This is a genomic window from Neisseria sp. HMSC31F04 (genome assembly GCF_001807735.1).
Classification (GTDB): Bacteria; Pseudomonadota; Gammaproteobacteria; order Burkholderiales; family Neisseriaceae; genus Neisseria; species Neisseria elongata.
On record NZ_KV790835.1, the window covers coordinates 65097 to 75828 of the forward strand.

The 10732-nt window shown below is 51.9% G+C and carries 13 protein-coding genes and 1 pseudogene; 9 read left to right on the top strand and 5 right to left on the bottom strand.

Annotated features, from left to right (window positions below; all coding sequences use genetic code 11):
* Positions 1 to 122: 122 nt before the first annotated feature.
* On the top strand, positions 123 to 575 hold the full coding sequence (gene dut / locus HMPREF3107_RS10960) for a dUTP diphosphatase (protein WP_070455455.1): 453 nt from the start codon (positions 123 to 125) through the stop codon (positions 573 to 575).
* Between the two features lie 178 nt (positions 576 to 753).
* Here dut and HMPREF3107_RS10965 read toward each other — a convergent pair whose 3' ends face one another.
* Positions 754 to 1176: a hypothetical protein gene (locus tag HMPREF3107_RS10965; RefSeq protein WP_070455457.1), complete on the bottom strand. Its 423-nt coding sequence runs from the start codon at positions 1174 to 1176 to the stop codon at positions 754 to 756.
* Between the two features lie 116 nt (positions 1177 to 1292).
* On the opposite strand from HMPREF3107_RS10965, the gene smpB reads away from it, so the two are divergent.
* On the top strand, positions 1293 to 1739 hold the full coding sequence (smpB, locus tag HMPREF3107_RS10970) for an SsrA-binding protein SmpB (RefSeq protein ID WP_041961407.1): 447 nt from the start codon (positions 1293 to 1295) through the stop codon (positions 1737 to 1739).
* Between the two features lie 73 nt (positions 1740 to 1812).
* Here the strand turns inward: smpB and HMPREF3107_RS10975 are convergent, their stop codons facing one another.
* Positions 1813 to 2301: a dihydrofolate reductase gene (locus HMPREF3107_RS10975; RefSeq protein ID WP_070455459.1), complete on the bottom strand. Its 489-nt coding sequence runs from the start codon at positions 2299 to 2301 to the stop codon at positions 1813 to 1815.
* A 164-nt stretch (positions 2302 to 2465) separates the two neighbouring features.
* On the opposite strand from HMPREF3107_RS10975, the gene HMPREF3107_RS10980 reads away from it, so the two are divergent.
* The 6 genes and pseudogenes from HMPREF3107_RS10980 to HMPREF3107_RS12655 all read left to right on the top strand — a co-directional run bounded on the left by HMPREF3107_RS10980 (position 2466) and on the right by HMPREF3107_RS12655 (position 6062).
* The gene (locus tag HMPREF3107_RS10980) at positions 2466 to 2924 is read left to right on the top strand and encodes a Fur family transcriptional regulator (protein WP_003770176.1); all 459 of its coding nucleotides are present in this window, start codon (positions 2466 to 2468) and stop codon (positions 2922 to 2924) included.
* Complete coding sequence (locus HMPREF3107_RS10985; RefSeq protein WP_070455461.1) at positions 2915 to 3838, top strand: CobW family GTP-binding protein; 924 nt, start codon at positions 2915 to 2917, stop codon at positions 3836 to 3838. Before HMPREF3107_RS10980 ends, HMPREF3107_RS10985 begins: the two co-directional genes overlap by 10 nt.
* A 159-nt stretch (positions 3839 to 3997) precedes the next feature.
* The gene (locus tag HMPREF3107_RS12445; RefSeq protein ID WP_210391434.1) at positions 3998 to 4609 is read left to right on the top strand and encodes an AAA family ATPase; all 612 of its coding nucleotides are present in this window, start codon (positions 3998 to 4000) and stop codon (positions 4607 to 4609) included.
* Between the two features lie 43 nt (positions 4610 to 4652).
* Entirely contained in the window at positions 4653 to 5291 is a 639-nt protein-coding gene (locus tag HMPREF3107_RS12450; protein ID WP_210391435.1) for a hypothetical protein, read from the top strand.
* Positions 5292 to 5349: 58 nt separating this feature from the next.
* Positions 5350 to 5649: pseudogene (locus HMPREF3107_RS12455) on the top strand (microcin ABC transporter permease); the annotation flags it as partial.
* Between the two features lie 176 nt (positions 5650 to 5825).
* A complete protein-coding gene (locus tag HMPREF3107_RS12655; protein WP_070455465.1) occupies positions 5826 to 6062 on the top strand; it encodes an integrase core domain-containing protein in 237 nt (78 codons plus the stop codon).
* A 288-nt stretch (positions 6063 to 6350) separates the two neighbouring features.
* On the opposite strand, the gene nadB is transcribed toward HMPREF3107_RS12655, so the two are convergent.
* From nadB to nadA, 3 genes are all read right to left on the bottom strand, one after another.
* Positions 6351 to 7895, bottom strand: coding sequence for an L-aspartate oxidase (gene nadB, locus HMPREF3107_RS11005; RefSeq protein WP_070455467.1), 1545 nt, complete (start codon positions 7893 to 7895; stop codon positions 6351 to 6353).
* 48 nt (positions 7896 to 7943) lie between these two features.
* The gene (locus tag HMPREF3107_RS11010; RefSeq protein ID WP_065424158.1) at positions 7944 to 8273 is read right to left on the bottom strand and encodes a DMT family transporter; all 330 of its coding nucleotides are present in this window, start codon (positions 8271 to 8273) and stop codon (positions 7944 to 7946) included.
* A 156-nt stretch (positions 8274 to 8429) separates the two neighbouring features.
* Positions 8430 to 9542, bottom strand: a complete 1113-nt coding sequence (gene nadA, locus HMPREF3107_RS11015) for a quinolinate synthase NadA (protein WP_003741520.1) — start codon at positions 9540 to 9542, stop codon at positions 8430 to 8432.
* Between the two features lie 202 nt (positions 9543 to 9744).
* Here nadA and HMPREF3107_RS11020 point away from each other — a divergent pair, with 202 nt between their 5' ends.
* Entirely contained in the window at positions 9745 to 10683 is a 939-nt protein-coding gene (locus tag HMPREF3107_RS11020) for an NUDIX hydrolase (protein ID WP_070455469.1), read from the top strand.
* Positions 10684 to 10732: the final 49 nt, after the last annotated feature.

The following is a 10732-nucleotide window of genomic DNA, read 5'->3' on the forward strand; positions in this document are numbered from 1 at the left end:
CTGTGTATGACTTGTTTCGATTGTTATATTGTAACCATATTGATAAGGTTTTGCCAGTATTTGTTAAAAAAAATATCCGGACGTATAATTCCCAATTTATACAAACCGATACGGATATCCATATGCACCTTCCGGTAGAAATCAAAATCCTCAATCCGAAAATGGCCGAACAATTGCCCGCGTATGCCACGCCAGGTTCGGCCGGGCTTGACTTGCGCGCCTGTATAGATACGGCCGCCACCATCAAGCCGGGCGAAACATTCCTCATCCCGACCGGTTTGGCGGTTCATTTGGCCGACCCGGGCTACGCCGCCATGATATTGCCACGCTCCGGGCTGGGACACAAACACGGCATCGTTTTGGGCAATTTGGTCGGCCTCATCGATTCCGACTATCAGGGCGAACTCAAAGTTTCGGTTTGGAACCGGGGCAACGCGCCGTTTACCGTCGAACCGTTCGAACGCATCGCTCAGATGGTTATTGTCCCCGTCGTGCAGGCCGAATTTAAAATCGTGAACGAATTTGCCGCCAGCCAACGCGGAGAAGGCGGTTTCGGCAGTACGGGTAAATCCTAAGCTGCTGTTTTAATTATCTATTGTCGGAAATAAACAGACAGGCGATGCGGTTTGCAAAAAACATGGCGGGTTTGCCGACATCATTACGGCAAACCCGCTTTTTGCTTCACTTGGATTTGAATGCCCGCGTCTTGCTGCACGGCATCGGGAACATATTGTCAGTAAAGTTGAAACAGAATCAGTAAGCCGTAAACGGTACGCGGTAAACCTGCCCGTCCACCGACACATCGGCCAAGAAATCATGCCGTGCTTCGGTGCAAAGCGGCAGGCGCACGCTCTGTGCCAGCCAGCCGCCGTCTGCCTGACGGTGCAAGTCATAGCGATTGAAGCCCATATCCATATCCCGCATCGAAAAACTCACCGACACGGCCTTCTCCGCCCCGCTGCCGGATAAGGCAATATCAAACGGCGTTTTCAAACCCGCAGCCGGCGTAAAGCGCAACACGGCACCGTTCGGCAGCGTGCAGCCGCGGCCGATATCGCATGCCAAAGATTCGGCGGTAGGCTGCTGCTGTTGCCACCAATACAGCCCCGCCAGTTTTGCCGCCGCAAACACCAGCAGCAACACCGCCGCCGCTAGCCATTTCCCCTGCCCCTTCATCCTTCAAGCCTTCACATCAAAAAGCGCGATTATACCCCGCCCTCGGAATACGGCGGCAAGGGGGAGTGCCTCAATATCTGATACAATGCCGTCTGAAAAAAACAGCGGATTGAAAAATGAGCATTGCCAACAATAAAAAAGCCTTTCACGACTACTTTATCGAAGACGAACTCGAAGCCGGCCTGGTATTGGACGGCTGGGAAGTCAAAGCCATCCGCGCCGGACGGGTGCAGCTCAAAGAAAGCTACATACACTGGAAAAAAGGGGCATTCTACCTGGTCGGCTGCCACATCACCGCCCTGCCCACCGCCTCCACCCACGTCAAACCCGACCCCGTCCGCCAACGCAAACTGCTGTTGAAGCAAAGCGAAATCAACAAGCTCATCGGCAAAGTCGAACGCAGCGGCTATACCCTCGTCCCGCTCAATATGCACTACAAACGCGGCTACATCAAAATGGACATCGGCCTGGCCAAAGGCAAAAAACAACACGACAAACGCCAAAGCATGAAAGAAGCCGACTGGAAACGGGAAAAACAAAGGCTGATGAAAAACAGCCGCTAAACCGCCGGCACAACAAAAAGGCCGTCTGAAAAACCTTTTCCGGGTTTTCAGACGGCCTTTAAACTACCGCTCGTCATGCACGGCGGACATAATGCACAAACGCATACTCCAAACCGTTTTCCGCAATATGCGCCTCACGTCCGGCCTCCTGCCAAACCGCCGGATCGATTTCGGGAAAAAAAGCATCCCCTTCCACACGAAGGCCGATTTCCGTAATCCGCAGGTCGGTGGCCGACGGCATGGCGAGACGGTAAACCTGTTCCCCGCCCATTACCACGACCTCCTCCTCCCCCTCGCACATAGCGACAGCCTGAGCCAGGCCGGAAGCGGTTTCCGCGCCTTCGAACACACCTCCCGCCTGCCTGCTGACCACGATATTGCGGCGGTTCGGCAACGGCTTCTTCGGCAGCGAATCCCAAGTCTTTCGCCCCATCACCACCGGCTTGCCCGACGTATAGGCTTTAAAAAAAGCGAAATCCTCAGGCAAATGCCAAGGCATCGCATTGTCGATACCGATTACATTACCGTCGGCACAGGCGGCAATCAGCGTGATTTTCTGCATAACTCTTCCTTTTTTCAGACGGCCCGCATTATAGCCAAAAAGCACGCCCGCACACCAAACCCCGCCTCATGCTTTTCAGACGGCCTGAAGAATTAAAGCTATAATAAACACCTTGCAAACACCCTGCCGGCCGCAGAGGCCGTCTGAAAAACGGAACCGATAAAATGAAACAGAAAATCATCGAGCAAGCCCGCGCCAAAGGCGCGCAAGTTACCGCATTGCGCGAACAGGTGCTGGACATCGTATTGGAACACGAAGGCGTCATCAAAGCCTACTACGTCCTCTCGCAAATGCAGCAACACAGCAAGACCCCGGTCGCACCGCCCACCGCCTACCGCGCATTGGACTTCTGGGCCGAACTGGGCGTATTGCACAAAATCGCGGCGGTAAACGGCTACGTCTTATGCAGCCACGCCCGCCACAACTGCTGCGAACACGGCCACGCCGAACACACCGGCAGCGGCCACAGCGCCTTCATCCTCGTCTGCACCGAATGCGGCGCGGTGGACGAACAATCTCTGAGCCGACAATGGGGCGACCTCCAGCAGGCAGTCGCCGACACAGGCTTCTCGCTGACCGAAAAACACCTCGTACTGACAGGAATCTGCGCAAAATGCCGATAAAAAAAACCAAAGTCCACCTCATTTCAGGCTTTTTAGGCACAGGCAAAACCACCGCGCTGAAAAGCCTGATGGCGCAAAAAAAACCAAATGAAAAATGGGTGATATTAGTCAACGAATTCGGCGAAATCGGCATCGACGGCGCAGTATTGAGCGACGAAGGCATCCCCGTGGCCGAAATCGCCGGCGGCTGCCTCTGCTGCGCCGCCGGGCCGCAAATGGGCAGCGCGTTGGCCAAACTGTTGCGCAACGAACCCGACCGCATCATGATAGAAGCCAGCGGTCTGGCACACGCCGCCAGCGTCATCGACGAACTCAAGGCCGCCCCCTTCGCCAACCAACTCGAAATCGCCGCCGTCTTTACCGTGGTCGATCCGCGCCAATTCATCAACCCCGACTACGCCCAACAAGCCCTGTACAAAGACCAAATCGGCATCTGCGACATCTTGGTTGCCAGCAAAACCGACCTCTGCACCCCCGAACAACTTGCCGAATTCCATGACAAAGCGGCCAAACTGTTCCCGCCGAAAGCCAAAGTGGTCGAAGTGCAAAACGCACAGCTCGACATCCAATGGCTGGACATTCCCGTCATCGAAAAATCACGCTACCGCCTCAAAGCCCTGCCCGACAACACCATGGGTTTCCAATCGCAGGGCTTTACCTTCCCGGCCGGACAGGATTTCGACGGCGAAAGACTGACTAACTTTTTCAACGACCTGCCGAAACTGACCGAAGGCCTCGTCCGCGCCAAGGGCGTGTTCCAAGTGCTCGGCACATGGGTATGGCTCAACTGGGTGGACGGGCAATGGGGCGCAAACCAAGTCGCCTGGCGGCGCGACAGCCGTTTCGAACTGATCGCCAAATCCTTTGATGCGGATTGGATTGAGAAGAAACTGCAAGAGGCTTTGGAGAAATAATAGAGGTCGTCTGAAGAGTTTATTGCATTAAAGCTTGTAAAAATAATAGTTAGGGCAGGTATCAATGTAAGGTTGTGTCTATTCATTTATTATTGAATATGATTGCTAAATTTACAGGCTTCTGAGAACCTGTAAAAATCAATACTTAGAAAGAGAAATATGAAAATTACAGAAGTTTTTACTCCCAAAAGTAGTGCTATAAATCCTAAGATGTATGTTGCACGCCCTCAATTAGAAAGTAAATTGAAACGGGCTATTGAAAGGGATTTTCACACTCTGATATATGGAGAGAGTGGTAATGGAAAATCATGGCTTTACAAAAAGGTTTTAACGGAAGAAGGAGTACCATATAAGATAGTAAACTTAGGTACTGCAGCTAGAAATGGTTCCATTTCACAGGAGATTTTTAATGTCATTTCTCCGTTAGATTTTTATGAAAAAACAGGGTACAGTGAAACTAAACAGACAGGAATTTCCGCTGGTTTAAATCTTGGAGTAAAGGTAGAAGTTGGAGGTAATATAAATCATGTAGGACAATATTCAATTAGATCCAATGATATTTTGCTTAAAGCATTTAATTTATTTAATGAAGCGTATAAAGACCAAAGAAAATTTATTATATTGGATAATTTGGAGGCTATTTTTAATAATGAAAATTTAATGGATGAGTTAGCAAATATTATTTTGCTACTTGATGATGAAAGATATTCCATATATAAGGTGTATTTCTTGCTTGTAGGGAACCCCCAATGGAGTTTTGCAATATTTTAGAAAAACGAAAAACACGGAATCAGTATCAAATAGAATAAAAGAAATGGATGAAGTTGGAGGTTTATCTATTGAACAAGTACAATCTATTATTGAGAATGGTTTAAATCTATTAGGATTTATAATCTCTGACGAAGAACTTGATTTTTTGATTAAACATGTTTTCAATGTGACTTTGGGAATTGCACAACGAGTTCAAGAATATGGTGAACAATTAGCGTACGCAATCGAAGATAATAATAATATGTATGATAGGGGGCTAATTAAGATTGCCGATTATGAATGGCTTAAGGATGGATTAAAAGAATGTTATCAGCAAATTGAAAATAATCTAAATAGTATCAATACGGAGATAGCTAGAAAAAATCAAGTTATTTATTGCATAGCAAAAATTGAAGCTCATCAGTTTAATTCAAATGATATTACATCTTTAATTAAAGAGAAGTTTCCAGAAACAATTCCTGAAACTAATATGGGTATTGGTAATATTCTTTCGGAATTAAGTAAAGGAGATTCTCCATTAATAATTAAAAATAATAAAGTTAATTCTTATTCAATAAAAGATCCAAAATATTTAATGTGTATTAGGATAATGCTTAGAAAAAGTTATGATGGTAAAAAAGTTGAAAAATTGAACTTTGGACAGTTTGCACAGAGAGGTTTAGATTTTGGAGATTCTGAGTAAGGAGAAAATATATTATCAATATATTGTTGCTTGCTAAAATAATTTAAAGATACCAAATATGTGCCGTTACATCCTCCACCGCCTATTACTCTTAATCCCCACGCTGTTGGGGATTTTGGCGATTACTTTTGCCGTTATCCAATTCGTGCCGGGCGGGCCGGTGGAGCGGATGGTGCAGCAGTTGACGCATGGCGCAGTCGGCGGTGAGACGGCGGCTGTGGTGGCGGAAGATACGATGAAAAACGGCAATCGCATCAGTCCGGAAGATTTGGCGGCGTTGAATGCGCTGTACGGTTTCGATAAGCCGCCGCTGACGCGGTTTGCGGATATGGTGTGGCGGTTTGCCCGTTTTGATTTGAGAGAGCTATACGCCGCCATTTTGCCGGACAAAACCGCAGGCAGCGCCGCCAAGTTTCTGACCGAACACCTGATTGACCCTGCCCATACCTGATTGAGTGCGTTTACACCGACAACTGTACGGAATACAAAGGCTCGGCCAACCATGCTTTCGGTGTAGCCTGTTATGAGAACGGGATTGGTCAAAAGTTTACCCGGGTTGCCCGTCCGCAGACCAACGGTAAGGCGGAGCGGGTTATCCGCACCCTGATGGAGATGTGGCATGAGAAACAGTCGTTTGAGAGTCCGGAACATCGGCAAAAGGAGTCGTGCCGCTTTATTGATTTTTATAATACTGTGAAGCCACACCGCAGTTTGAACGGCGATACGCCGTTTGAGGTCTTGCAGGCTTATTTTTCTCAACCTGTGGTGTAAACAACGCGGTTATTTTCTACAGATTATACAGGCTGGAATACATTTTTTCTAAGGAAAATTTATTTTTATAATACATTTTCTCAAACGAAAAAATGGGGGAAAATACATTTTTTTGAATGAAAATCTAAAAAATTTTTTGTTTCACAGATAATAAAGTTTACGAATGGACGGGTTACGAATCGGCAGGGAAGACCGGGACGGTTTAAGAAAGAAATAATGAAAATGGATTGAAAGGTCGTCTGAAGACAAGGTTTCAGACGGCCTCTTCTTCCTATTAGGAAAAAACTGTCAGCCTGCTTCCCGCTCCTGCCAGTTGAAACATGCCGCCAAATCGGTATTGAAATGAGCGCCGATGTTTTGCCGCTTTGCGTATGCGGCTTGGGCGACGGCGAGGCTGCATTCAAGCAGGTTGCGGTTTTCGTATTCGGACGCGGTGTGCGGCTCGGCTTGGTTGTGCTTCCAAAGCCGCAGTTGAGCGATGGCGCGGCGCAGGCCGGTATCGTTACGGAGGATGCCGAGATGGCGTTGGTTGAACGCTTGCAGGACGGGGCGGCTGAATGTGTTTTGGAGGTCGTCTGAAAAGATGCCTGCTTCGGCGGTGGGACTTTCAGACGACCTTTGGGGCGGTACGGTTTGGAACGCTTGTCCGTCCGCGATGGTTTGGGCGGCAAGCCTGGCGGTAACAACGCATTCGAGCAGGGAGTTGCTGGCGAGGCGGTTGGCTCCGTGCAGCCCTGTGCAGGCGGTTTCGCCTAAGGCGTAGAGCTGCGGCAGGGAGGTTCTGCCGCAGGGGTCGGTTTGGATGCCGCCGCAGGTGTAGTGTTGCACGGGGCGGACGGGGATGGCTTGGCGCGTAATGTCCAAGCCGCATTGGGACAGGCAGTGCCGATGGATGGAGGGGAAATGCTGACGGACGAACTCTGCGGGTTGGCGGCTGATGTCGAGTGAGACGAAGTCTTGCGTTTGTTTGGCGATTTCGGCGGCGATGGCGCGGGCAACAATGTCGCGCGGTGCAAGTTCGGCGCGGCGGTCGTAATGCGGCATAAACCGTTCGCCCGCTTGGTTGGTCAGGATACCGCCTTCGCCGCGCACGGCTTCGGAAATCAGGAAAGTGCGGCCGTTTTCAGACGACCTTGCCAAGCCTGTGGGGTGGAATTGGATAAATTCGAGGTTTTCGACTGCGCAGCCTGCGCGTATCGCCATGGCGACGGCGTCGCCCGTGCATTCGGGCGGCGTAGTGGTGGCGGCGTAAATTTGCCCGAGGCCGCCGCCTGCGAGTACGGTATGGCGGGCGCGGATGCGGTAGGTTTCTTGCGTTTGGCGGTCGAGGATGGTCAGTCCGCACGCCGCGTCTGATTCGGTTTGGATGTCCAACGCCATCTGCTGCTCGTAAACGCGGATGTTCGGGCGGCGGCGTATTTGGGCAATCAGGCTCTGCATGACGGCTTCGCCCGTGTAGTCGGCGACGTGGGCGATTCGGCGGCAGGTATGCCCGCCTTCGCGCGTCAGGTGCAGGTCGTTATGATTCCGGTCGAACGCCACGCCCTGTGCCAACAGCCATTCGATTGCCGGTTTGCCCTGCGACAGGATGGTGCGGACGGCGGTCTCGTCGCACAAGCCCGCGCCCGCTTCCAAAGTATCGGCAACGTGTTTTTCGATGTCGTCCTCTCCCGACCACGCCGCCGCAATCCCGCCTTGCGCATGACGGCTGGCGGTGTCGTCCAGCCGGTTTTTGCACAAAATGACGATACGGAACGATTCAGGCAGCGACAGGGCGAGCGTCAGTGCCGCCAGCCCGTTTCCGGCAATCAATACGTAGCAATCGGTTTGCATGGTGTTGTCCTTGTTTGAGAGGTTGTCTGAAACGGTATAGTGGATTAATCAATGCCCCGACATATGCGACATGGTATTGAGCAGCACCACGCCCAGCAAAATCAAACCGATGCTGACAATCCCAATGAAATCAGCTTTCTCACCGAAAAACACCACGCTGACTAAAGCCGTTAAAACCAGTCCCACGCCTGCCCAAATGGCGTATGCTGTAGCCAGCGGCATGGTTTTCAGTGTCATAGACAAGGCCCAAAAACACACCGAAAAGCTGACTACCACGCCAATAGAAGGCCACAGTTTGCTAAACCCGCCACTCAGTTTGAGCATGGAAGAACCGCAGACTTCGCTTAAAATTGCTACAGTCAGAAAGAGCCAGTGCATTTGCATGTTTTTACCTGATAAATGAAAGAAAGTATAATTATATCAATGCAATAAAATAAAAAACAGTCTTGTTTTTAAAGATTTTTTGTGCGCAAACCCCGTCTTGGGAAAGCAGGCGGGCGGTATTTTCAGGCTGCACCCATTACGAACGGCAAATCAGGCGGGCCCCATGCCGTTGAACACATCCCCGCGTTTGAGTCCTGCCGCGAAGTCGAGCATACGCTGCAAAGGCAGTTTGGCGGCTTCGCCCAGCTTTCTGTCCAACAGGATTTCGTTGTGTCCGCTTGTCAGGGCGTATTTGATGCCGCCCAGCGAATTCATCGCCATCCACGGGCAGAACGCGCAGCTTTTGCAGCTTCCGCCGTTGCCCGCCGTCGGCGCGGCGATGAATTCTTTGTCTGGCGCCTGCTTTTTCATTTCGTGCAGGATGCCCAGATCGGTTGCCACGATGAATTTCTTTTCAGGACGCGATACGGCGGCTTTGAGCAATTTACTGGTCGAGCCGACCACATCGCCCAGTTCGATGACGCTTTGCGGCGATTCGGGATGAACCAGTACCACCGCGTCGGGGTGTTCCGCCTTCAACGCCGCCAGCTCCTGCCCCTTGAATTCGTTATGGACGATGCACGAACCCTGCCACAAAAGCATATCCGCGCCCGTTTCGCGGCGGATGTAGTCGCCGAGATGGCGGTCGGGCCCCCAAATCAGCTTCTCGCCGCGCGATTTCAGATACGACACGATTTCCAACGCCACCGAAGACGTTACCACCCAGTCGGCGCGCGCTTTCACGGCGGCGGAAGTGTTGGCGTACACTACCACCGTGCGGTCGGGGTGTTGGTCGCAAAACGCTGAAAATGCTTCTTCCGGACAACCCAAATCCAAAGAACATTCTGCTTCCAAATCAGGCATCAGCACCGTTTTTTCAGGGCAGAGGATTTTCGCGCTCTCGCCCATGAAGCGCACACCTGCCACCACCAATGTACCGGCTTCGTGTTCCGCGCCGAAGCGCGCCATCTCCAGCGAATCGCCCACGCATCCGCCCGTTTCCAAAGCCAAATCCTGAATCAGCGGATCAACGTAATAATGCGCCACCAAGACTGCGTTTTTCTCCTTCAGCAAAGTCTTGATTTCGTCTTTCAGACGACCTGCCGTCTCGCGGTCGGGCGTGTCGGCAACCTTCGCCCACGCCTGACGGATTTGGCAGGCGGAAGTCGGCGTTTGGATGAGGGGCATATCGTAGTCGAACGAGCGGCGGGCGGCGGTTTGCATGATGTTTCCTTGTAGCTGGTTTTTGAAGCGGCATGAAGGTTTGCCGTCTGTTTTTCAAACTGTTTTTATATTATGCTCAACTTGAGTATAATATGCAAGGTCGTCTGAAAACAGGTTTGAGATACCGCAAAACCGACCCGCTTCGTTCCGACAAACCGCTTTGGTTTACAATAAAGCCTTTCCCACCCGCAGAAAGCCAAGCATGGACGCCTACCCCGAAGCCGAAGCCCCGCCGCAAAGCATCGTCGAGCTGGTTCCCGTATTGATTGCCGTTACCGACGGCGGCCTGCGGGTGTTGACCGTCGCCCAAGGCACGCTCCTGCCCAACGGCCCGCTCTCCCCCCTGCGCAATTCCCTGCAGGCGGGCGTGAAGCTGTGGGTCGCCAAGCAGACTTCGCAGCCTATGGGTTATGTGGAACAGCTTTACACCTTTGTCGATACCCACCGCCGTAACGAACACGGCATGCCCGTCTTGTACGTCAGCTACTTGGGGCTGGTGCGCGAGGCAGCCGACAGCATCCTGCATCCCGACGCGAAATGGCAGGACTGCTACGACTATTTCCCGTGGGAAGACTTGCGCACCGACGGCGGGCAGCGCGACGCCATCGTCAGCCGCCTGCGCATTTGGGCAAACTCGGCGGACACGGAGGAAGTCCGCCAAAAGCGGCTCAAACGCATTCATTTGTGTTGGGGAGTCGAACCGGAAAACTGGTCGGAAGAATACGTTTTGCAACGCTATGAAATGCTGTATGAAAGCGGTCTGATAGCGGAAGCCGCCGAGCCGCAGGCAAACTTCGACTTCGCGCTCACGGGGCAGCCCATGCGCCACGACCACCGCCGCGTGCTGGCGACCGCCCTGTCCCGCCTGCGTGCCAAAATCAAATACCGCCCCGTGATTTTCGAACTGATGCCGCCCGAATTCACGCTGCTGCAACTGCAAAACAGCGTCGAAGCCATCAGCGGCAGATTGCTGCACAAGCAAAACTTCCGCCGCCAGATTCAGCAGCAAAACCTCATCGAGCCGTCGGATACCGGCGTATCGGGCAGCAAAGGCCGTCCCGCGCAGCTTTACCGCTTCCGCGACGACGTCCTGCCCGACAGGCTGATTTCGGACATCGGACTGCCGCTGGACAGCCGTTAGCCCGTTTTCAGACGACCTATAGTGGATTAACAAAAATCAGGACAAGGCG